This window comes from Segatella copri (genome assembly GCF_026015295.1).
Classification (GTDB): Bacteria; Bacteroidota; Bacteroidia; order Bacteroidales; family Bacteroidaceae; genus Prevotella; species Prevotella copri_C.
This window is the reverse complement of record NZ_JAPDUW010000001.1, coordinates 3023317-3047696: the sequence shown is the minus strand read 5'-3', so window position 1 is coordinate 3047696 and position 24380 is coordinate 3023317. Positions and strand designations below refer to the sequence as shown.

Genomic DNA, 24380 nt, shown 5'->3' with positions numbered 1-24380 from the left:
GTATTGTTTAAAAGAAAAATCTAAAGAAAAATAACTGATTATCAATAGAATACAAAAAAGCAAAGGGTTGATTCTCTCTGAGAACCAACCCTTTTTATATTAAGCTTTTCTTTCAATCACAAAATCCAGGTAAGCCTTCAAGGCATTGTAAATATCCTTATCCTCCACATAAGTATCGAGGAAATTCATGGCTTCGGCATGGAAATCCCACATGCGCTTATCCGCATATTCAATACCTCCGTTTTCCTTTGTAAATGCCACTAACTGAGCTATTTCATCAGCCGTCACAGTATGAGCCTTTACCTTTCTGGCAAGCTTCATCATCTCCTCATCACCGGTAGACTTCAAAGCATATATTACAGGCAAAGTCAGTTTTCCTTCAACCATATCATTACCAGTAGGTTTACCTATCTCCTTGGAATCATAATAATCAAAGATATCATCACGGATCTGGAAGATGATGCCCAAGTTCTGTCCAAAACGCTTCGCCTCTTCAATCTGCAATTCTGAAGCATTGGCAGACATCGCACCGATACCGGCGCAAGCCTCAAAGAGAGCAGCCGTTTTCTGCTTAATCACCTGATAATAAATATCTTCCGATATCTCTTCATTACTGATACTGTTGAGCTGAAGAATCTCACCATTAGACAGGATACGTCCCAACTCAGCAAGATAACGCACGATTTCCTCTGAATGCGAATAAGATACATGAAGCAAGGCGGTGGAAAGAATGAAATCGCCCACAAGTACAGCCACCTTATTATTATAAGTAGCATTCACGCTAGCCTGTCCGCGGCGCTCCCCACTCTCATCAACCACATCATCATGTACCAGCGAAGCGGTATGAAGAAGCTCCAGACCTACCGCAGAATGCTGGGTAACACTGGAAACCTTTCCAAAATTACGTGCCATCAACAAGATGAGTATAGGGCGCATTCGTTTTCCAGCGCGCTGACGGATGTGGTCGAGCACCTGGGAAAGGAGGCCATCGCTATGCATGAGAGACTTGTTGAACAAATCTATAAAATCTGCTAATTCTGCCTCTATAGGCAGCTTGATAAGTGATAAATAGTCCATTATATGTGAGTAAATCTACTTAAATTCTGAAATTTGTTACAAAATTAATCAATTCTTCTTGAAATATCGCATTTTTTTAGTAATTTTACACCACAAAAATGAATATTATGGATAAATTGTTCCTTTTAGACGCGTATGCGCTCATTTATAGGTCGTATTACGCCTTTATGAAAGCCCCTCGAATCAATTCGAAGGGACTCAATACTTCGTGTGTAATGGGGTTCTGCAATACCCTCAACGAGATACTTACCAAGGAGAAACCTACCCATATAGCGGTAGCTTTCGACCATGGCAAGACCTTCCGTCATGAGGCTTTCCCTGCATATAAAGCTCAACGAGAAGAGACACCGGAAGACATCAAACTCTCTGTGCCTATCATCAAAAATATCCTGGAGGCATATCATATCCCTATCCTTCAGGTAGATGGTTTCGAGGCGGATGATATCATTGGAACAGTTGCCTTGAAGGCAGGTGAAAAGGGGATGGAAACCTACATGCTCACACCCGATAAGGATTACGCACAACTGGTTCGTAACAATGTTTTCATGTTCCGTCCTCGTCATGGCGGTGGATACGAAAAGTTGGGCGTACAGGAAATTGAAGAGAAATACAGCATCACTTCCCCACTCCAGGTTATCGACCTCCTTGCTCTGATGGGCGACTCAGCTGATAACTTCCCAGGCTGTCCGGGCGTGGGAGAAAAGACAGCCATCAAACTTATCAACGAGTTCGGTAGTGTAGAAGGTCTTATCGAGAACTCTTCTCAAGTGAAAGGCAAGCTCCGCGAAAAAGTGGAGGGTGCTGTAGAAGATATCAGGATGTCAAAGTTCCTGGCAACCATACGAACCGATGTTCCGGTAGAGATCAAGATGGAAGATTTGAAACGGGTAGAGCCAGACAATACAAAATTGGATGAAATCTTCACCGAGTTAGAATTTAAGTCGTTTGCTAATCGAGTTCTTAACAAACCTAAAAAGGTGCAAACAAAGCCTACAGGAGAGCTCGATTTATTTGGCGCACAGCCTGCCGATGGTAAGGAAGAGTCAAAAAACGCGAGTTTTGAGACCCTTAAAACGACACCTCATTCATATAAACTCATTGATACAGAAGTAGATGCAAGGAAACTTTATGACTATTTATTGACATTCACTATTCTCAGTCTAGACACAGAGACCACATCTACCGCTGCTATTGATGCAGAATTGGTGGGTTTGAGCTTTGCCGTGAAGGAAAAAGAGGCTTTCTACGTAGCAATTCCGGCAAATCGTGAAGAAGCCTTAAAAATCGTAAACATCTTCAAACCTCTCTACGAGAACCCGGAAATCCTGAAAGTGGGGCAGAACATCAAATACGATTACGAGGTGTTGATGAACTACGGCATAGAGATTCAGGGCAAGATGTTCGATACGATGCTCGCCCACTATCTCATCCAGCCAGAACTTTACCACAACATGGATTACTTGGCAGAAGTATTCCTCAACTATCAGACCATCCACATCGAAGAACTGATTGGCCCGAAGGGAAAGAACCAGAAGTCGATGCGCGATCTCGCCCCATCAGACATTTACGAATATGCTGCCGAAGATGCCGACATCACCTTGAGATTGAAAAATGTGCTCGAACCAAAACTCAAAGAGATAGATTGTGAAGATCTGTTCTGGAATGTAGAAATGCCGCTTGTACCTGTTTTAGCCCACATGGAGATGACGGGAGTATGCATCGACACCGATACCCTGAAGGAAACATCCGAGAAACTCACCAACCGCCTCAATGAGATAGAACATCATATCTATGAGTTGGCAGGCGAATCGTTCAATATCGCTTCCCCACGCCAGGTTGGAGAAATACTCTTCGGAAAAATGAAGATTGTGGAGAAGCCTAAGAAGACGAAGACGGGCCAGTACGTAACAAGCGAAGAAGTTCTTCAGCAGCTGCGCAGCAAGAGTCCAATCATCGATGAGATACTGAACTACAGAGGTTTAAAGAAACTTTTGGGAACTTATATAGATGCCCTTCCAAAGCTTATCAACTCTCGCACCGGTCACATTCATGCCTCTTTCAACCAAGCCATTACAGCCACAGGACGTCTTTCTTCAAGTGATCCAAACCTGCAGAATATTCCTGTACGCGATGACGATGGCAAGGAGATACGCAGATGCTTCATCCCAGAACCAGGCTGCCTGTTCTTCTCTGCCGACTATTCACAGATAGAACTTCGCATCATGGCACATCTGAGCCAGGATCCAAACATGGTAGAAGCATTCCGTGAAGGCTCTGATATTCATGCAGCTACAGCTGCCAAGATTTGGCACGAAGACATCAAAGAAGTAACTGATGCACAGCGCAAGAAGGCAAAAACTGCCAACTTCGGCATCATCTACGGCATCACGACCTTCGGTCTTGCCCAACGCATGAACATCGAAAACCGAGAGGCAAAGCAGATCATAGAAGACTACTTCCGCACCTTCCCTGGTGTTCAGGCTTACATGGAGAAGGCAAAGGAAATGGCAAGAGAGAAAGGCTATGCCGAAACCCTCTTCCACCGCCGTCGCTACCTGCCAGACATCAACAGCAAGAATGGTACTGTAAGAGGATTTGCCGAGCGCAATGCCATCAATGCCCCTATCCAGGGCTCAGAGGCAGACATCATCAAAGTGGCTATGATCCGCATCTTCAACCGATTCAGAGCAGAAGGCATCAGGAGCAAGATGATTATCCAGGTGCATGACGAACTCAATTTCTCCGTATATCCGGAAGAGAAGGAAAAGGTAGAGAAGATTGTGGTAGAAGAGATGCAGAACGCCTACCAGCTCAGTGTGCCTCTGGTTGCTGATGCCGGATGGGGAAACAACTGGCTAGAAGCACATTAGAAAAACCAGAAAGTGACCGCAGAAACCGCAAGGCAACTTAAATAAAAAGAAGCTCGCAAGATACCAAACAATCATCTTGCGAGCTTTTCTTTTTCGAGATGTTTCACATGAAACAGTCAAATCTTCTATCAAAACACTACTAAAAAGACAAATAACTCCTTTATTCACAAGTACATCTAGAAATCTTTGTTTATTTAGATTAAAAAGGATAATAAAATTATAATATTTTCAAATTTATTTGGTTCTTACAGAAATAAAGTGTATATTTGCATTGTAAATCAGAAAGATATGCAAACGCACCTGTCTGATTAAAAGTGAATAGATAACACTAATCAATCAAATTAAGAAAGAAAGGAACATTATGAAGAAATATGTTTGCGACGTATGTGGTTGGATTTATGATCCAGAAGTAGGTGATCCAGAGGGCGGCATCGCTCCAGGTACAGCATTCGAAGACATCCCAGATGATTGGGTTTGCCCTCTTTGCGGAGTAGGCAAGGAAGATTTCAGCCCTGTAGAGGAATAAGGCTCTTTTGGAGGAATCACGCGAAGGATATCCTCACAAAGGAATCATCTGAATGAAATGCCTGATATTCAGGCAACACATTCATAAAATAATAGGAGGAACCATTATGACAAAAGTTAGAGAAATCTACCGCTGCCAGATTTGTGGCAATGTAGTAGAAGTTGTAAACCCAGGAGCCGTGCTCAGTTGCTGTGGCGAGCCGATGAAGCTGATGAAGGAAAACACCAGTGATGGCGCCAAAGAGAAGCACGTGCCTGTGATAGAACCTATTGAGGGCGGCTATCGCGTAACAGTAGGAAGTGTGGAGCATCCGATGCTACCAGAGCATTACATCCAATGGATAGAATTGCTCACCCCTACCGATGTGCTTCGTCATGAGTTGAAGCCAGGCGAAAAGCCAGAGGCTATCTTCCTGACCAACGCAGAAGCCAAGGATGTTACGGCTCGAGAATACTGCAATCTTCACGGGTTGTGGAAAGGAGTAATCGAAGGATAAATACCATCATACCAACAAAAGGTCTCATGTTGTCTTCCCAATGTAGGGAATATGACGTGAGACCTTTTTAACTTTATTTACATCTCGTTTTTTCCACATTCGCCAGGAAATATCTATCTTTGCCGACAAAACGCTATAGATGATGAGAAGAATATGGAATAATCTTACATCAATATCCTTGCTGACAGCATTATTCACCTGCATCTGTCAGATTTCCTGTTCACAAGATAAAGCAGCAGAAACCCTGCGCTCCGCCTACTATTGGAGTACAACATGGCAGATGGACAGCAGCAAGATGAACTTCATCCAGAAACACCATATCAAGCGACTCTACGTTAGATTCTTTGATGTGGTAAGGGATGCTGATGGAGAAATCATGCCCAATGCTACCCTGCAATTTGATACAAACGAAGAGAATATGACAGCCGAAGAAAAGGAGAAAGAATCTCTGATGCCGAAAGGAATGGAGATTATCCCCGTTGTCTATATCGTGAACGACTGTTTTAAAGCAAAAAACAAGACGAATCCTATCAGCAGCGACAAGTCGGACAGGAAATCTTCAGATGAAACACCCCGGCAACTCGCAGATAAGATTCTGAACCGCATCCTTCAGATGAACGAAGCCAATGACATCGAGAACGTAAAAGAGATTCAGATAGACTGCGACTGGACAGCATCAACGCAAGAAGCCTATTTTGAATTCCTCCATTATTTAAAGGAGAAAGCCAAAGCCAAGAAGATAAAGCTGTCTGCCACCATACGGTTACACCAGCTCTCGATGACTCCACCCCCTGTGGATAGAGGCATCCTGATGATGTATAATACAGGCGATGTAAAACAGCTAAGCTGCCAAAAGCCGATACTCGACATGAAGGATGTAGTTCCTTACATCCAGCATCTGGGCAGTTATCCGTTGCCGCTCTCTGCCGCCTATCCGCTCTTCAGTTGGCGCATCCTCTTCAGAGAAGGAAAGTTCGTAGGCATCATGCATGCAGATGATGACTTCCCTGTTTTGCCAGGCGATAGCATCGTGGTAAGAAAGCCCGAGATGAGCGACATCATGGAAGCCGTCAGAAGCATCAATCACCAGAATGACGACATCAACAACGAGGTCATTCTCTTCGACCTCAACACCGATAATATCAAACGATTTAACTCAGAAGATTATGAAAAGATTTTTAATCATAGGAGTGATGGCAGCAGCATTTAGCACCCACGCCAACGCCTGCGTTGCCGAATACTCTGATCATAACTACTATATGTTCAGCGTGTTCAACCGCGACCAGACTTCGCCAGCATATCTCTACGATATCGCCAGCTACTGGCAGAAATATGCCGGCAATACATCCTCCATCAACTTATCTTTCTACAGATGGAACAAGGAGGATATTCAGAAAGTAGCCCAAAGCAAGAAGGATGCAGGAATGCTTTCTTACTTAAGAAATCTGAATGCCTACCTGGATGCCTGCGAGAAGTTGAATCCCAATGCCTGGAACTACGCCTCGAAACAAGAACGGCTACAGATTCAGCAATCGCTGACCCGGCTCAACAATGCCGCCAAAATTTATAAAGGCACCCAACTCAAGAGCCAATACGCCTTGCTCCGCATGCGTACCAACATGATGAAGGGATTCCACCAGCAGAACATCACATATTGGAATGCCATTGCCTCCCGACTTCCGAAATCACCATGGCGAGAGGCGATGCGCAACATTTATGCCCGAGCCTTGTGGAAAACAGGGAAACATCACCAGGCACTCGAAATCTATGCCGAGCAGGGAGATATGGCAAGCATCAGAGTGCTCGCCCGAAACTATCGCAATCTTGCAGGCATCCAGAGCATTTATCTCAAGAATCCGAACTCGGCAATGCTCACCTATCTGGTGCAGGATTTCGTAAACAACTGTCAGCAGACGATAGACAGCCGCTCCAAAGAACAGATAGATAAAGAGTGGATTGAGCAAATAGGCGCCAAGGTTATCTATCAGAAAGAGGCCCTCAGCTTCATCACTTTCGCCAATAAGGTCATCGCCGAAAACAAGACGCAGAATCCTTGCCTGTGGCACTCTGCCACCGCCATGCTCCATTATCTCTATGGATATCAGCAGGAAGCATGGAAGGAGATTAATGAAGCTATCGCCCTGGATGGAACACAGCGAATGAAGAATAATGCAAGAGCCATCCGCCTCCTGGTTTCTACCCGAAACACACAGGTGGATAGCGATTACCCACAATATCTGGTCGGTGAATTCAAATGGCTCAACGAGATGGCAAAGGGAGAAAGCCAAAAAGCGAAGGGAGAATACCCGAAAAAGGATGATTTCACCAATCCCGACATTCATTATATAGAGGTAATGGAGCGTGTAGCTTACCGCGCCCTGTACAACCGGTTCAAGACAATGGCAGACAAGGCAAAAAAGGAAGGCAGGCAGGAAGCTGGCAGAAATTACGAAAGCATGGCCACTGCGATGTATGGCATGATGGATGCCTACATGCGAACCTTCTACAAGGATCAACAGGATGAAGAATACATCAGCCGTTATCTTTATTCATCAGAATACGCCATTCGTCTCGACTCACTCTCTGCGCAGCAGCTTGCTGATTACTATCGCTTCATCACATCTTCTCATCAGGATACCTTCGAGCAATACGTATGCCAGTCGCTCTATCGCAGTGCCGATTTCTTCAAGGATATGATAGGCACCAAGTATCTTGCCGAGGGAAACTTTGGCGAAGCTGCCTGCTGGCAGAAAGATGTATCCCTGAAGTTCATCAACAACCAGGCCATCAGTTTCTACGCCGAAAAGCGAAGCTACTCCGTACCTTACTGGTTCAACCACCAGAAGGTGAATGATTCGGATATGTGGAGCATCCAGGGCAGTTATGCCCACCTGAAGGAGAACCCGAAGTGGAAATTCTGCCAGGAGATGAACCAGCTCATCAGCCAATACAATGTGGCTCGTGAAGGCGAAGCCAGGGAGAAGCTTGCCTATGAGCTTGCCATCCGCTATTACCAGGCATCCTGCTATGGCGACTGCTGGTATCTTACCCATTATGGCAAGAGTGTAGCCGATAGTGCCCGCACAGGCGAAGCCGATTTCGCAGCTATCGCTCAAGACTATCTCAAGATAAGCAAGCAAAGCAGCAATCTCACGCTTCGCTATCATTCGCTCTATGCCCTCTCATCCATTGGTATTGACCCATGGTTTAAGATTACCTATGATGCCAACTGGAAAGAGCAGAAGCTTCTACAGCCACAATCCGCTCAATATCAGGCTATGATGGAATGGAGCCAGTTCAGCCATCAGCATCCGGAAATCGTAGATAGCTACACCACCAGATGCGATGTATTGAAGCAATTCGAAAAGAATCTCTAAAAATGCTATCATAAAGGCATCCACGGGGGCTGTGGATGCCTTTTTTAGTTAATTTTCAACGATTTCTTCGTATCTTTCATTTATAATGTGTACCTTTGCACCAAATATTTAAACGTTTAAAGATAAAATGGCATTAAAATGTGGTATTGTAGGCCTCCCAAACGTGGGTAAGTCTACACTGTTCAACTGTCTGTCTAGTGCAAAGGCACAGGCAGCTAACTTCCCTTTCTGTACTATCGAACCAAACTTGGGCGTCATCACCGTACCAGATGAGCGACTCAACAAGTTGGCAGAGATTGTTCACCCAGGACGCATCGTCCCAGCTACTTGCGAAATCGTGGATATCGCAGGTCTCGTAAAGGGTGCCAGCAAGGGCGAAGGTCTTGGTAATAAATTCTTGGGAAATATCCGTGAGTGCGATGCTATCATCCACGTAATCCGCTGCTTCGACGATGACAACATCGTTCGCGAGGGTGGCGCTAAGGTTGATCCTTTGGAGGATAAGAGCGTCATCGATACAGAGTTGCAGCTCAAGGACCTGGAAACTATCGAATCTCAGCTCACCAAGCAGAAGAAGACTGCTGCAGCAGGCAACAAGGATGCTAAGACGATGGTTACCGTTCTGGAGGCTTACAAGGCTGTTCTGGAGCAGGGAAAGAATGCTCGTGGCGTTACTTTCGAAACCAAGGAAGAGCAGAAGGTGGCTCACGACCTCTTCCTCCTCACTACCAAGCCTGTGCTCTACGTAGCCAATGTTGACGAGGCTTCTGCCAAGACCGGCAACGAGTATAGCAAGAAGGTAGAGGAAATCGCCAAGGAAGAAGGTGCTGAGTGCATGGTCATCGCTGCTAAGACAGAGGAAGACATCGCATCGCTCGAAACCTACGAGGACAAACTGATGTTCCTCGAAGAACTCGGACTGGAAGAGAGCGGCGTAAACCGACTCATCAAGAAGGCATACGCCCTGCTGAACCTCGAAACATTCATCACCGCTGGTGAGATGGAGGTCAAGGCATGGACCTATCACAAGGGCTGGAAGGCCCCTCAGTGTGCCGGCGTCATCCATACCGACTTCGAGAAGGGATTCATCCGTGCAGAGGTTATCAAGTATGATGACTATATCAAGTATGGCTCTGAGGCTGCAGTACGCGAGGCTGGTAAGCTCGGCATCGAGGGCAAGGAGTACGTCGTACAGGATGGTGACATCATGCACTTCCGCTTCAATGTATAATCCTATTCTTCTACGGTTATGATAGCAAATCTGCTTAACTATATCGTATGGGACCCAGACCCAATCCTGGCTCATCTGGGTCCTATGACCATCCGCTACTACTCCACCTGCTGGATGATCGGTCTGCTGCTGGGCTATCTGCTCATGAGCAAGCTCTACAAGCAGCAGGGGCTCTCAGATGAGAAGTTCTCCCCACTGTTTCTCTACATCTTCTTAGGTGTACTGATAGGTGGCCGTTTGGGACATTGCATCTTCTATCAGCCGGAATATTTCCTCACCCAGTGGGATCACTTCATCGAGATGCTGATACCTATCCACCACATGCCAGACGGCAGTTGGAAATTTACGGGTTATGAGGGACTGGCGAGCCACGGAGGCGTATTCGGCATGTTCGTCGGCATCTGGCTCTATTGCCGCAACATGAAGGTGAGCGGCTGGGTAGTGCTCGATAATATGGGTATCTGCTCAGGCATTACAGCCACCTTTATCCGTTTGGGCAATCTGATGAATTCAGAGATTATCGGCAAGGTAACCGATGTGCCTTGGGCATTTATCTTCGTTCGCGAAGACCAGTATCCACGCCATCCGGGTCAGCTCTACGAGGCATTGGCATATTTCTGCTTCTTCCTCATCATCCTCTTCATCTATAAGAAGAGAGGTCCTAAGAGCGTTGGAACCGGTTTCTATTTCGGTCTTTGCCTTACCCTCATCTTCACCTTCCGTTTCTTCATCGAATATACCAAGGAGATTCAGGTAGCATTCGAGGCAGGTCTGCCTATGGATATGGGACAGATATTGAGCATTCCGCTCATCATCGCCGGTGTATGGAGCATCGTTTCCAGCACAAAGAGAGCGAAAGAAAAGAACGTAGCGGCAAAATAATATTAGACGACTTATTTTCAGATTATAAAAATCCCTCCTCGTGCAACAGCATCTGCTGCCACGGGGAGGGATTTATATTTTTATCTTCCCAGTAGAATCTTCTTGATGTCATTGAGCTTGTTCAATGCCTCTACCGGAGTGAGATTGTTCACATCCAGCCCGAGTATTTCATCACGTATCTGCGTCAGTACAGGATCATCGAGCTGGAAGAAACTGAGCTGCACACCATCCTTAGGTTCATCGATGTGCTGTACGTTCGGTTTACCGGCACCGCCAACCCCGGCATTGTCATCCTCCAACTGTTTGAGAATCACATTGGCACGGTTCACGATGCTGCGAGGCATACCGGCAATCTCTGCCACATGGATACCGAAAGAGTGCTCACTGCCTCCCGGTTCCAGTTTACGCAGGAAGATTACCTTTCCGTCCACCTCTCTCACACTCACATTGAAGTTCTTGATGCGAGGGAAGTTCTTCTCCATCTCGTTGAGCTCATGATAGTGGGTAGCAAAGAGCGTACGTGCCTGCGCCTTCTTATGTTCGTGCAGATATTCCACGATAGCCCAGGCAATGGAAATACCATCGTAGGTAGAAGTACCTCTTCCCAGCTCATCAAAGAGCACCAGCGAGCGCGGAGAAACGTTGTTCAAAATGTTTGCCGCCTCGGTCATCTCTACCATGAAGGTCGATTCGCCGAGCGATATATTGTCGCTTGCACCTACACGTGTGAAAATTTTATCCACCAGTCCAACTCGGGCGCTCTCTGCGGGCACAAAACAGCCTACCTGTGCCAGGAGCACGATAAGGGCGGTCTGGCGCAGCAGAGCCGATTTACCAGCCATGTTAGGACCAGTAATCATCATAATCTGCTGTTTCTCGGTATCGAGCAGCACATCGTTAGGTACATAGCGTTCGCCCAGCGGCAGTTGGGTTTCAATCACCGGATGCCTGCCCTGTTTGATGTCGAGCACCTCAGAATCATCGACGATAGGGCGCACGTAGCGGTTCTCATCAGATGTCTTTGCAAATGACAAAAGACAGTCCATACGGGCGATGAGGTTGGCATTGATCTGTATCTGCGGAATATACTCCTGCATGGCAGCTATCAGTTCGTTGAAGAGCTGTGCTTCCAATACTAGAATCTTCTCATCAGCACCGAGAATCTTTTCCTCATATTCCTTCAGTTCCTGGGTGATATAACGCTCTGCCTGAGCCAGCGTCTGCTTGCGTATCCACTCCTCAGGCACCTTATCCTTAAAGGTATTTCTCACCTCCAGATAGTATCCGAAAACATTATTGTAACCTACCTTCAGACTCGAAATTCCTGTCTTTTCTATCTCCCTTTCCTGTATCTTGAGCAGATAATCCTTGCCGTGGCGACTGATGGCACGAAGGTCGTCAAGTTCGGCATTGAATCCGTCAGCTATCACGTCACCCTTATTGACCAGCTGTGGCGGATCGGGCTGTATTTCCCTGGCGATGCGGTCTTTCAGGGTCTCGCATACGTTCAGCTGCTCGCCTACCCGCTTCAGAGCCTCGTTCGTAGCATGCTGGCATGCCACCTTGATAGGCTTGATGGCTTCAAGTGCATTCTTCAGCTGAACCACTTCGCGAGGCGAAACTCTACCCACGGCTACTTTGGAAATGATACGCTCCAGGTCGCTGATGCGATGCAGCTGGTCATCGAGAAGCTGACGGAATTCCGGTTCCTTGAAGAAATATTCCACGATGTCGAGACGCTCGTTGATAGGTTTCACATCTTTCAATGGGAAGACCAGCCAGCGTCTGAGCATACGTCCGCCCATCGCCGTTACCGTACGGTCGATGACATTCAGGAGAGAAGAACCGTCTTCCTGCATAGGGGCAACCAGCTCCAGACTGCGGATGGTAAACCTGTCCATACGCACGAACTTATCTTCTTCGATACGTGAAAGGGCGGTGATATGATTAATCTGTGTATGCTGGGTAATCTCGAGATACTGCATGATGGCACCACTGGCTATCACGCCGTTCTTGAGATGCTCTACGCCGAAACCTTTCAGAGATTTTGTCTTGAAATGTCCCAAGAGTTTCTGCAGGGCTGTCTGTTCGGTGAAAACCCAGTCATCCAGCTCGAAGGTACAGTATTTGCTGCCGAAATATTTCTCGAAGTCGTTCTTTCGGGCGCGGTCGTAGAGCACCTCTTTCGGCATGAAGTTGCCCATCAGTTTTTCTACATAGTCGTAGGTTCCCTCGCCGGTAAGAAACTCTCCGGTCGAGATATCCAGAAAGCTCACACCGCAGGCGGTCTTGCCGAAGTGTACGGCTGCCAGGAAGTTGTTCTCCTTGTAGTTTAGTACGTTATCTCCCATCGCCACACCCGGTGTAACGAGTTCAGTAATACCTCGCTTCACCATCTTGTCCATCTGGCTCAGTCCCTTCTTACCTTTTATTTCGAGTCGTTTCTTCTTCGGGTCTTCCAGCTGGTCGCATACCGCTACGCGCTTACCCGCCCTGATGAGTTTAGGCAGATAGGTATCCAGAGCATGATGAGGGAATCCTGCCATCTCAGTCGTGCCCGTAGAACCGCCATTGTTACGTCGTGTCAGCGTAATGCCGAGTATACGGGATGCCTCCACCGCATCTTCGCAGTAAGTTTCGTAGAAGTCACCGCAACGGAAGAGCAGCAGCGCTTCGGGATGTTTCGATTTCATCTCGAAAAACTGTCTCATCATCGGTGTAAGACCTTTATTATCGTTTGCCATTATCTTTTTTCTCCTTATATTATTTCTTTAAATTTACATAGTTTTTATCTACAATACTCCTCCTTAAACCACAGCCGGTATATCGGGTCAACAAAGACAAAAGCATCGTTTTGCTTTTCGATAATATCTTTGTTCTGGAGCGTTTTCCTGTTCTTGACAATCGTATTCGGATTACCAAGATTATAGATTTGTTTCACGGCTTGCGAAGAGAAATGCTGTTCGCCATTGGCTATAGCCTTAAGCATCTCTATCTGGGTGGAACTGAGATTCTCCGTATCATTCTGAAACATCGGGGTATTGATGTTGAGTACCTGTTTCAATCCCAGATGATATATATCTTCCGTCACTTCCGAAACCGTGAAACTCCAGATAAAATAGCACAACTGCTGGAGATACCAGGAATGGCAAGCCACGGCATCACAGATCCGCTCGGCCATCTCTGCAGAGATTGACTTTCCTGTCTTCTCGAAAGATGACAGAATGAATGGAATCCAATGCTCCTTAGCTATCTTCTGCATGAAAATCACTTGTCCAAAGCGATAAAAAGGACTATTGGAATTGTTGAAGATATTGAGCATCATGTTTCGCTTGCTGCCGTAGAGGCAGTAAGAGGTAAGCTGCTGTTGCTGCCATACCGAGCGCATCTTTCCCTCCATATCCTTATACTCAGGAAGATTAGCCAACTGCTGGAACTCGTCGATGCAGACGATAATCCTGATGCCCTTTTCCTTTGCCAGCAACTCAGGCAGTTGGAGAATCGCCATCTTATCACGCTCCTGTGGCACAAACTTCAGGTCGAAAGCCATGAAGTCGGTCACCTGGTCGTTGATTACAACCTGCGGTATCACACCTGTCAGGAATTTCTTTGCATCCTCTATCCATCGTTCCATTTTAGAGGAAGCACAAGCTATAACCTGACTGGCAAAAGTGCGATAAAATTCAGATTCAGAGCCGATGCTGAAGGCATCAATATAACAGATTCTTACGTTATTATCCTCATCAGCCAATTCGTTCATCGCCCTTTTCACTAGCGATGATTTACCCCATCGGCGTGGTGAAATCAGCATCACGTTGATATGGGAGGACAGTAATTGCTTCAGCAAAGCCCTGTCTTCCTGTCTGTCGATAAAATTCTCATTGGTAGCTAATGTACCAAATTGAAATGGTGATAGATATTTTGCCATATTCCTAGTAATTTGGTACAAAGTTACGAAATATTACCCTAAGGTAAGTTACCCTAAGGTAATATTTAGAGTTTTTTAAATGAATATATGCTGCATTACCATAATAAAGCCGTACTTTTGTACTCATGAAAAAGAAACAATTATACATAGGGGTTCTGTCGGTTGCTTGCTGCGCGCTCGTAGCAATAGGCATCACCTTGCACCTGCTCTACCCCAAGAAACAGATACAGAACCTGGTGAAAAACCCACCGGTTCTCCGGCTCAAGCCACAGCCTGCAGATACGCTGAAGAAGAAACCTGTGAAGAAGATGGATTTCAATATCTCCGGAACTTTAAGAGATAAGGAAGGAAAGGGAGTGGCTGGCGTCATCGTGAGCGATGGATTCAACTGTGTGAAAACCGATGCACAGGGCAGATATAAGATGAAGCGAGACAGCCTGGCAAAATTCATATACTATTCTGTTCCAGCTGATTGCGAGGTCCCTACCCATTCTAAGACCGATCGCACGGCTTTCTTCTACCAAAAGGTATCCAAGGGGAAGAAAACCTATAACTTCACCCTCACCCGACTGCCGGGCGGCAAGGAGATTCACTATAAGATGATTGTCATCGGCGACCCGCAGGTTACCAATGCCTACAGCCCTTACTATACTTCTCCGGATGATAATCCCATCAAGAAGAGCGATGTAGAAAGATTCACTACCCAGACGATGGCGGACATCAGGCAGACCATCAGTTCGCTGCCAGCCGGAACACCGGTCTACGGGCTCAGCATGGGCGATGATGTGCAGTATTATGGCGGCTACAACGCCAAGCTGGAGCGTCAGATACGCCAGGCATTGGGCTCTTCAGAGATGCGTCTCTTCTCCGTCATCGGCAATCACGATCAGGATGGCAAGGCGCTCTACCGCAGGAAGTGGGAAGAGAATTTCGGTCCTACCGATTTTTCCTTCAACCGTGGCGATGTGCATTATGTCTGCATCAACAACTGCTTCTTCCATCGCGGCATGTCCTATTATTCGCCTGGAGAATTACGTGAGCGCCAGGTGAAATGGCTGAAGCAGGATTTGGCCCTTACGCCAAAGGATATGAAGGTGGTGCTCTGCTATCATATCCCGTTCACCTTCGGCAATGCGCCTTTTAGCAAGGCGAAGCCGCTGACCAATGCCAATGAGCAGGGGCATTATTCTTCTTCCCGTCTCTCGCTGCTGTTATCTCTTTTGAAGCCATTCAAGGGAGGATATGAACTCTTCTGCGGCCATACTCATTTTGCCTGCAACCACGAGATCAATTATCAGGGCGAGGATGTGATGGAGCATTGTCATGCTGCTGCCTGTGGCAATATATGGCAGTCGAATATCAACATCTGCGGCACCCCGAACGGATATTATGTCTATAGTTTTGTGGGTACCAGCATCAGCAACTGCTATTACAAGGGAACTTTCTGGGATAAGAGCAAGCAGATGACCTTGTTCCGTGCGCAGACCGATTTCAACGGCGAGAAATACTCTAGGGATTGGCAGTTGGCAAACAACAGGAATATCCTGGTAGCCAATGTCTTCAATGCTACCAGTCATTGGCGTGTTGTAGCCGTAGAGGATGGCAAGGAATATCTGATGGGGCGCCTCAGCGGAAAGGGTCAGGATGCCTTTGCCGCCGGCTACCATCATAAGTACAGCGAGAGTGTATCTTACCGGTTCGTGAGCAAGGGCAACGGTTATCTCATCATGAACCACCTTTATTATTATACTCCTAGGAATCCGAATGCCAGAATCATCATCAAGGCATCCGATCCATACGGAAATACCTATACGGCATCGAGCGATGAGGTAACGACAGAGCCTTTCGCCAACTATGCCCATTATTACGAAAAAGAGTATAAGGAATATAAGAATAAGAAAGACAAGATGTTGCGGGATTCTATATCTGGCAGACAGAAAGATTCACTTGCTGCAAGGAAGAAAACGCCATAAATGCCCTGAACCAATGGTTACAGGTTTAAAGTAAAGGTAGAACGCAAGCAGCACGCCCTGAAAGGGCAGAAGCTCCTAGCCCAGGGCAGCGCCCTGGGTACAATAGCAATAAACAAGACGCCCTGTAAGGGCAAAAGCTTCAAATATACAAAGCTTTTGCCCTTACAGGGCGACTATTTTGTGTATGTAATTACCCAGGGCGCTGCCCTGGGCTAGGAGCTTCTGCCCTTTCAGGGCGTGTGGAGTTTATTTGTTCAATTTCCAGGTAACACCATCCTTGGTGTCCTTTACCTCGAAACCGGCTTCAGCCAGGGCATCGCGAATCTGGTCGCTGGTAGCCCAGTCCTTATCAGCCTTAGCCTTGGCACGCAGGTTGAGAACCATATCTACTACCTTGCCATAAGCCTCTTCACGAGCATCATTGTTGGCTCCCTTCTCACTCTTCAGACCGAGCAGGTCGAAGGTGAAGAGATGCATGGTGTCTGAAAGCTCCTTCAGGTCTTCAGCAGAGATGTTTGCCTTGTGGTCGAGGGCTGTGTTGATTACGTGGCAAGCCTCGAAGAGATAGCTGATAACAAGCTGAGTCTGGAAGTCATCGTTCATCGCATCGTAGCAGCGCTGGCGCAACTCGCTTACAAACTTCTTCACCTGATCATCGCTCTGCTTAGCCACAGGCACACGCTCCAGGTCGTTCAAACCATTCATCAGGCGCTCCAATCCCTTCTGGCTAGCCTTCAATGCATCGTTAGAGAAATCTACGGTGCTGCGGTAGTGAGCAGAGAGGATGAAGAAACGGATAGTCATTGGCGAATAAGCCTGCTCCAGACTGTCGTGATTGCCTGTGAAGAACTGCTCCAGAGTGATGAAGTTACCCAAGCTCTTACCCATCTTCTGACCATTGATGGTAATCATATTGTTGTGCATCCAGTAATGAACCATCTGGTCGCCCTGAGAAGCTACAGCCTGAGCAATCTCGCACTCGTGGTGAGGGAAAATCAAATCCATGCCGCCACCGTGAATATCGAAGTGGCTGCCCAAGTACTTGCGTCCCATCGCAGTACACTCGCAGTGCCAGCCAGGGAAACCATCGCTCCAAGGACTAGGCCAGCGCATGATGTGCTCTGGTGAAGCCTTCTTCCAGAGAGCGAAGTCAGCCTGGTTCTTCTTCTCGCCGATACCAGCCAGCTCGCGGCTCTCGTTGATTACGTTCTCCAGGTTACGTCCAGAGAGGATACCGTACTTATGATCCTTGTTATACTTCTCGATGTCGAAGTAGATAGAGCCGTTGCTCTCGTAGGCATAGCCATTGTCCAGAATTTCCTGAACCAGTTTCTCCTGTTCGATGATATGACCTGTGGCATGAGGCTCAATGCTAGGAGGGAGTACGTTCAGCGCCTCCATGGCATCGTGGTAGCGGTTGGTGTAGTACTGCGCAATCTCCATTGGCTCCAACTGCTCCAGGCGAGCCTTCTTCTCAATCTTGTCATCGCCTTCATCTGCATCGTGCTCCAGGTGGCCCACGTCGGTAATGTTTCTAACGTAGCGAACCTTATAGCCCAGGTGCTTGAGATAGCGGAAGAGTATATCGAATGTGATGGCTGGTCGTGCATGACCGAGATGCGGATCGCCATACACGGTAGGGCCACAAACATACATGCCCACGTTAGGAGCGTGGAGCGGAGTGAATCTCTCTTTCGTACGAGTGAGAGTGTTGTAAATCAGTAATTTCTGTTCCATCTTGTATGAACCTTTCTTTTATATTATTTATATTTTGAGTGCAAAGTTAACTCATTTTTCTGATATATCCGACAAATCATTCGCAAAATGTTATTAAATTCCTCGAAAATATCAATGGAACAGATCTTCCATGGTCAATTCTCTCTGTATGATAGGCTTCAAATATATAAAAGCTTGTCATAAGTTGTTCAAGTGGGTTAAGCAACATTTAATGATAACCAACCCTATTTCGACTTCATGTTCAATTAATATATTTTAAGAGAAGCTTGTAATCTAAATCAATTATTATTAGTAATTTTGCAACAAAATTTAAATGGCACTACTCCGTAATGGTGCGAATAGATATCAATTCAGAATGAAGCAAGAAAATGAACTAAAATCGCTTTTGACAGATCAAGAGTTTGAAGCCTCGGATAACAGGGAACTATTACTCGCTCAAGCAAAAGCGTGTGCAAATGGTTATGCATTAGCAACAGAAGGCATAGCAGTTGTATCAGATTTTCAAAATAAAGAATGCCATATTTATTCTGGAAGATTCGGTCAAACTATAATGAATCTTCCAGAATATATGGTAGATCGTAATTCTGCCTTTGAGGACATCGTATTCTGTCATGCAAAAGAAGACGAACTTATTGAACGTCATGTACTGGAACTTCGTTTCTTCAACTTTATAAAAGAACGTTCAATAAAAGAAAAGACAAATTTTTCAGCTTCATGTATCCTTAATTTTTACCGGGCCGGAGACAATGAAAAAGTCAAGATACTCCATACAACGAGATATTTCAGCTGTAGTGCCAATGGTAGTGTTTTACTCGGTCTATGCACTTACATCCCGTACCCTATTTCCCATAACCGACAAGATGGAATAATTGTTAATCTATTAACCGGGGAAACGGTTGGACGAGACATATACGAAGCGAGTGACCGTAAAATTCTTAGCCGCCGACAACTTGAAATACTGTCATTGATAGCTAAAGGAGTACCAAGCAAACAAATTGCCGACAAGTTAAACATATCCATTTATACTGTTAATCGCCATCGTCAGGATATTTTAGCATCGTTAAAAGTTGCCAATACCGCAGCCGCAGTAGAAATTGCATTAAGAATGAACCTTATTTAATGTGCATGCCTGATTCGAAAATTGGTTAGAAATCAGTATTGCACATATCGTAAATTTTCTCTAATTTTGCAACCGCAAATAAATCACAAGGAAGTTGCAATTTAATAAACATCAAATCAATGTTACAATGAGAAAATTAGTATTTATCGCAATCATAGCAAGTCTTGCTATGACTGGATGCATCCAGAAAGAGTCAGAGAAAAAAGAAGGAAGTTCTGACAAGAAAGTCTTAACGGAAAACGTTAAACTCGCTACATGCAATATCAATGTAGGAGGAATCCGTTTTACAAAGTCTAAAAACGGCGGAGAGAATGGTATCACACTTCTTGGCCTAAGTTCCCAAAGTCCTAAAGACGATGCACACACCTGCTATTTTACGGAAGTGTCGCTTAAGCAAGAGGCTGTTGCCAATTTTCGCATAGGTAAGCTCGACGGGGAATAAACACCATACCTCAGCACTATTATCAGATTTTAACAAACATATTAAACATTTCGACAAATGAAGAGAAATCAATTTTTCATAGCATTGTCGCTGCTTGCATGCACTCTGCTGTCATGTCAAAATGAGAAAAAACAACAATCATCAATAGCAAATAAATCGAATATGGAAAAAAATGACACAATCTTAAAGCCATTTGTGGCTGAAAACTTGTTTTGGATTCGTGAGCCCAAACAATACACTATCACGGACTCGTTGATTACAATCGTTTCAGAACCTCACACAGACTTATGGCAGCGCACCTATTATGGGTTCAGCAACGACAATGCTCCGGTGCTGCAAATGAAAACCTCCAACAAGTTCTTTTCTTTTACTGTAAAGACATCGTTCAACAGTTCCGCCCTGTTCGACCAGTGCGGAATCGCAATCTATCTTGACAGTGATAATTGGATGAAGGCATCAATCGAATACGAGAACGAGGAATACCAGAGATTGGGCAGTGTGGTGACAAACAACGGATATTCCGATTGGGCTACGCATGATATTCCATCTTCCATAAAGGAAATGTGGTATCGCCTTAGTCGTCGGGGAAGCGACTATTATATAGAGACAAGTCCTGACGGTACCACTTTCCACCAGATGCGTACATTCCATTTGGATAAGGGTGATGGGGAAATCTCGTTCGGAATATATGCGGCAAGTCCGGTTGACCATTCATTCACCGCACAGTTCTCTGAAATGGAAGTCGGCGAGTGTAAATGGCAATCATGGTCAACGGAAGATACAGGATTCAAACAGACTGCAAACAAGTAAACTGTAATCCAAAGAAAAATTAAGGTCATACACGCTTATAGGGCAATGTCATCCAAACTTTCGGCTATCTTTTTGCATAAAGTAAGCAGTTTTTGTATATCTATTCACTATTTGTAAGTTTTTTGCCAATTAATTGCATAAAATTATCAAATTATTAGCGTATATCGAAAATAATGTGTAACTTTGCAGCCGCAAACAGTTATCAATTATCAAGAAGGCGGCTATAAGTTCCGCTAATGAGTATTAAGTTAGAAGAAAATGGCATATACAAGATTGAGTGCTGCCGAAGCGGCAGCGATGATTAACGATCAAGATACAATCGGATTGAGTGGTTTCACACCAAACGGCGTGCCTAAGGCAACCTTCCGCGAACTCTCCAAGAGAGCCGTGGCTGAGCACGAGGCGGGCAGACCTTTCCAGGTGGGCATCCTCACGGGTGCTTCTACCTCGCAGAGTATCGAAGGTGACATGGCAGCAGCCCATGCCATCAAGTTCCGTGCGCCATTTTCTACCAACAAGGATTTTAGAACTCATACCAACCTGGGCGAGATTGATTATGAGGATATGCACCTCGGCCACATGGCTGAGCGCCTGCGCCGTGGCTTCTATGGCGAAATAGACCTTGCCATCATCGAAGTTTCTGATTTGGAAGAAGGCGAAACCACCTGCAAGGCATTCCTGACCTCTGCCGGCGGCATTGTTCCTACCATCGTCCGCCTTGCCAAGAAGGTGCTCATCGAGAAGAATACCTTCCACAGTCCAGCTTCCCGCTATCTGCACGATGTATACGAGATAGCAGAATGCCCGTTCCGCACTCCTATCCCTATCATGAACGTAGGCGATAGAATCGGTAAGGAGTATGTTGAGATTGATGCACATAAGATTGTGGGTGTGATAGAATGCAACATTCCGGAGGAGGCACGTGCCTTCAAACCTCTCGACCCTGTGACGGAACAGATGGGACATAATGTGGCTGATTTCCTGGTCAGCGACCTGAAGAAGGGACATATTCCTCCTCAGTTCCTGCCTTTGCAGAGCGGAGTGGGAGTAACTTCCAATGCCGTTCTTGAGGCATTAGGACAGAACCCTAACGTGCCGGTATTCAGCGTTTATACCGAGGTGGTTCAGGATGCTGTAGTGAAATACATGCGCGAGGGAAGAATCAAGGATGCTTCCTGCTCTTCGCTCACCGTAACAAACGATACATTGAAAGAGGTGTATGATGATATTGATTACTTCAAGAAGCATCTCACCATCCGCCAGAGCGAGATTTCAAACTCTCCTGAGGTCATCCGCCGTCTGGGTGTCATCGCCATGAACACCGCCATCGAGTGCGATATCTACGGCAATGAGAACTCCAGCCATATCTGCGGCAGCAAGCTGATGAATGGTATCGGCGGTTCCTGCGATTACGAGCGCAATGGTTACATTTCTATCTTCACCACGCAGAGTACCACCAAGAACGGTTGCATTTCAGCCATTGTTCCGATGTGCAGTCACGTAGACAGTACAGAGCATGATGTGGATGTCATCGTTACCGAACAGGGAGTAGCCGATCTTCGTGGCAAGGGGCCGTTGCGTCGTGCCAAAGAGATTATCGAAAACTGTGCCCATCCGGATTACCGCCCTATGCTCCGTGAGTATCTGAAGTTTGCCGAGAAGGGCCACGAGCCACAGAGCATGCGTGCCGCCCTCGCCATGCACGATACCTTCCTGAAGAAGGGCGATATGAGATTGACTGATTTCGGAGAATATCTGAAATAAGAGAAGGCCGAAAGATTGTGAAAACCGAGAAGACAAATCTTTCATAGATGACTCAGAAAAATATCGAATTATATGATAAGCGGCATTCATATCCAAGGAATGCCGCTTATTATTTGTTATAAGCATATAGAAAACACTTTAATTCTATATGAATAAACTATACTCCCAGAAGAAAGTTCCGCATAAAGACGCTGAACGGAGAAGTAATTAGGCATCAAAACTTTTTCTTATCAGAACAAGAATAATTTCAATTAACATAGGAGAAAGTTTATCCCTTAATCGAGCTATCGCACGACGCTTCTGTACCTTCACCGTCTCAGCAGAGATGTCCAGTTGCTCTGCAATCTCCCTGTTTTTCTTCCCCTCCATACAAAGAAGAAAGACTTCCTTTTGGCGAGGAGGCAACTCATCTATCGCAGCAAAGAGTTGACGATAGATTTCTTCCTTATTAAAAATATCCAAGGTATCATCCACCAGCATAAACTCCTGCAGATTATCAACTATACTCTGCCGATAGTTGTTGTGTACCGTTTGATGGCGCAGGTGATTGAGAGCAGAGTTATGCACCGTATTATATAAATAGGCGGAAAACTTGGAAATACTGTTGAAAAAAGGGCGACGTTCCCATAGAACAGAGAAAAGATCCTGCACGATATCTTCTGCAATGGTCATTTCCACAAACTGACAACCATAACTCACCAAGGCACGATAATATTTATCGTACAACAACTCGATGGCCTGATTATCCCATTGGCAAATTATTGCAATTTCAATATCACTTTTCTCACTCATGAGTGCAAAGATACGCATTTTTATGCAGTAAAATTAAAAAATGCAACTTTTTTTCACTTTTTTCTTGATTTTTGTAACCACAAACGCACCCAAGTGTGTTATAATAGTAAATACAGAGAATAATTCTATCACAAAAGTATTAGAAAATATGAATAAGAATATTGATATCAATACACTCGTCAGTAAATTACTGACTGGCGAAATCTCAGAGGAAGAAGGCAAGGAGCTCTTATCAAGAGTAGAGCAAGATGCGTCGCTAAAAGACAAAATAGAGCATCTCATGAATGAAGATGATTTTCTCCAACGCTACCATCTCTACAAGAGCATTGATGCCGAGAAAGCAAAAGCTACATTCAAAGCATCTCTCCAACATGCAGAGGAACAGGAAGATAGAAATGATGACAAAGCTGCTACCATCATCTGGTTGCGACGCATAGCCGCTGCAGCAGCTATCGCCCTCATATTAATGGGTACATGGATGTATTTCGGACATCAAGGTTCCACCCCACCAGCCGTCATCACCGCAGAACTGCATCAAGCCATAGAACGGGTTCAGCAGAATGACATGAATGGAGCTACACTTACCATCAACGGCAAAACCATCAAGGTGAAAGATGCACAGAGTGCATTGGCACAAGCAGAAAAAGTAGCTGACAGTAAGGATGGAAGCAGTTTTTTGGGAAGCGACGAAATAACAGAAAGCTCCCTGATAACAAAGAAAGACAAGGAATTCTGGATGGTACTGGACGACGGAACCTACGTGCATCTCAACTACAATACCACCCTCATCTATCCTAATCACTTTGTAGGCAGCGAGCGTAAGGTAAAGCTCAAGGGAGAAGCCTATTTCATCGTGGCCAACGACTCGAAGAAACGACCTTTCATAGTAGAGACTGCCAACGGAGATGTACACGACTATGGTACCGAGTTTAATGTCAACACGATGAAGGAAAAAGGTGTAACCAGCGTTGTTCTGGTGAAAGGTAAAGTTGGTGTGAGCAGCAAGTACGGTAAAGAATACCTGTTGAAACCAGGCGATATGGCAACCCTGAAAGCAGGCAGAACACCAGACATCCAGCAAGTGGATGTTAATTTTTACACCTCTTGGAACACGGGCAACTTCTTGTTCGACGGCTGCACGCTGCAAGATCTGATGGAAGTTATCTCCCATTGGTACAACATGAAGGTGGAGTTCTCGTCCGAAGACATGAAAGAACTGCGATTCACAGGCAGCATTGACAAATACGAACCGATGGGACAGACTCTCAATGCAATAGAGAATATCACAAGATTGAAGATAACTGCCAAGGAAGGCATCATCAACATCAGAGAATATAAACATTAATATTATATAC

The 24380-nt window shown here is 45.6% G+C and carries 18 protein-coding genes; 13 read left to right on the top strand and 5 right to left on the bottom strand.

Going from position 1 to position 24380, the window contains the following annotated elements:
* Nucleotides 1-99 precede the first annotated feature (99 nt).
* The gene (locus ONT18_RS12800; RefSeq protein WP_117695095.1) at nt 100-1077 is read right to left on the bottom strand and encodes a polyprenyl synthetase family protein; all 978 of its coding nucleotides are present in this window, start codon (nt 1075-1077) and stop codon (nt 100-102) included.
* 107 nt (nt 1078-1184) lie between these two features.
* Between ONT18_RS12800 and polA the strand changes: the two genes are divergently transcribed.
* The 7 genes from polA to lgt all read left to right on the top strand — a co-directional run bounded on the left by polA (nt 1185) and on the right by lgt (nt 10459).
* Nucleotides 1185-3947 carry a DNA polymerase I gene (polA, locus tag ONT18_RS12795; RefSeq protein ID WP_264905879.1) on the top strand — a complete coding sequence of 921 codons (2763 nt, stop codon included), beginning with the start codon at nt 1185-1187 and terminating at the stop codon, nt 3945-3947.
* Between the two features lie 361 nt (nt 3948-4308).
* Nucleotides 4309-4473, top strand: a complete 165-nt coding sequence (gene rd / locus ONT18_RS12790) for a rubredoxin (protein ID WP_022120120.1) — start codon at nt 4309-4311, stop codon at nt 4471-4473.
* Between the two features lie 106 nt (nt 4474-4579).
* The gene (locus ONT18_RS12785) at nt 4580-4969 is read left to right on the top strand and encodes a desulfoferrodoxin (RefSeq protein ID WP_022120121.1); all 390 of its coding nucleotides are present in this window, start codon (nt 4580-4582) and stop codon (nt 4967-4969) included.
* 139 nt (nt 4970-5108) lie between these two features.
* Complete coding sequence (locus ONT18_RS12780; protein WP_264905878.1) at nt 5109-6179, top strand: hypothetical protein; 1071 nt, start codon at nt 5109-5111, stop codon at nt 6177-6179.
* A complete protein-coding gene (locus ONT18_RS12775; protein WP_264905877.1) occupies nt 6136-8346 on the top strand; it encodes a hypothetical protein in 2211 nt (736 codons plus the stop codon). Before ONT18_RS12780 ends, ONT18_RS12775 begins: the two co-directional genes overlap by 44 nt.
* A gap of 127 nt (nt 8347-8473) precedes the next feature.
* Entirely contained in the window at nt 8474-9577 is a 1104-nt protein-coding gene (gene ychF, locus ONT18_RS12770) for a redox-regulated ATPase YchF (RefSeq protein ID WP_022120130.1), read from the top strand.
* Nucleotides 9578-9595: 18 nt separating this feature from the next.
* Nucleotides 9596-10459: a prolipoprotein diacylglyceryl transferase gene (gene lgt, locus ONT18_RS12765; protein ID WP_264905876.1), complete on the top strand. Its 864-nt coding sequence runs from the start codon at nt 9596-9598 to the stop codon at nt 10457-10459.
* Nucleotides 10460-10539: 80 nt separating this feature from the next.
* Here the strand turns inward: lgt and mutS are convergent, their stop codons facing one another.
* Together mutS and ONT18_RS12755 are read right to left on the bottom strand one after the other, a co-directional pair.
* Nucleotides 10540-13203 (bottom strand): DNA mismatch repair protein MutS, encoded by a 2664-nt coding sequence (gene mutS, locus ONT18_RS12760; RefSeq protein WP_006848893.1) that lies wholly within the window; start codon nt 13201-13203, stop codon nt 10540-10542.
* Between the two features lie 44 nt (nt 13204-13247).
* The gene (locus ONT18_RS12755; protein WP_118190450.1) at nt 13248-14387 is read right to left on the bottom strand and encodes an AAA family ATPase; all 1140 of its coding nucleotides are present in this window, start codon (nt 14385-14387) and stop codon (nt 13248-13250) included.
* A 125-nt stretch (nt 14388-14512) separates the two neighbouring features.
* Between ONT18_RS12755 and ONT18_RS12750 the strand changes: the two genes are divergently transcribed.
* Nucleotides 14513-16360 (top strand): calcineurin-like phosphoesterase C-terminal domain-containing protein, encoded by a 1848-nt coding sequence (locus ONT18_RS12750; protein WP_264905875.1) that lies wholly within the window; start codon nt 14513-14515, stop codon nt 16358-16360.
* Nucleotides 16361-16606: 246 nt separating this feature from the next.
* On the opposite strand, the gene cysS is transcribed toward ONT18_RS12750, so the two are convergent.
* Nucleotides 16607-18097, bottom strand: a complete 1491-nt coding sequence (cysS, locus tag ONT18_RS12745) for a cysteine--tRNA ligase (protein WP_022120446.1) — start codon at nt 18095-18097, stop codon at nt 16607-16609.
* A 355-nt stretch (nt 18098-18452) separates the two neighbouring features.
* Here cysS and ONT18_RS12740 point away from each other — a divergent pair, with 355 nt between their 5' ends.
* The 4 genes from ONT18_RS12740 to ONT18_RS12725 all read left to right on the top strand — a co-directional run bounded on the left by ONT18_RS12740 (nt 18453) and on the right by ONT18_RS12725 (nt 22233).
* On the top strand, nt 18453-19217 hold the full coding sequence (locus ONT18_RS12740) for a response regulator transcription factor (RefSeq protein WP_254971664.1): 765 nt from the start codon (nt 18453-18455) through the stop codon (nt 19215-19217).
* 127 nt (nt 19218-19344) lie between these two features.
* Nucleotides 19345-19659 carry a hypothetical protein gene (locus tag ONT18_RS12735; protein ID WP_118080230.1) on the top strand — a complete coding sequence of 105 codons (315 nt, stop codon included), beginning with the start codon at nt 19345-19347 and terminating at the stop codon, nt 19657-19659.
* Between the two features lie 162 nt (nt 19660-19821).
* Nucleotides 19822-20469, top strand: coding sequence for a DUF1349 domain-containing protein (locus ONT18_RS12730; RefSeq protein WP_264905874.1), 648 nt, complete (start codon nt 19822-19824; stop codon nt 20467-20469).
* Between the two features lie 258 nt (nt 20470-20727).
* Nucleotides 20728-22233 carry an acetyl-CoA hydrolase/transferase C-terminal domain-containing protein gene (locus ONT18_RS12725; RefSeq protein WP_119237782.1) on the top strand — a complete coding sequence of 502 codons (1506 nt, stop codon included), beginning with the start codon at nt 20728-20730 and terminating at the stop codon, nt 22231-22233.
* Between the two features lie 207 nt (nt 22234-22440).
* Here ONT18_RS12725 and ONT18_RS12720 read toward each other — a convergent pair whose 3' ends face one another.
* Nucleotides 22441-23025: an RNA polymerase sigma-70 factor gene (locus tag ONT18_RS12720; protein WP_181975370.1), complete on the bottom strand. Its 585-nt coding sequence runs from the start codon at nt 23023-23025 to the stop codon at nt 22441-22443.
* Nucleotides 23026-23173: 148 nt separating this feature from the next.
* On the opposite strand from ONT18_RS12720, the gene ONT18_RS12715 reads away from it, so the two are divergent.
* The gene (locus ONT18_RS12715) at nt 23174-24370 is read left to right on the top strand and encodes a FecR family protein (RefSeq protein ID WP_264905873.1); all 1197 of its coding nucleotides are present in this window, start codon (nt 23174-23176) and stop codon (nt 24368-24370) included.
* Nucleotides 24371-24380: the final 10 nt, after the last annotated feature.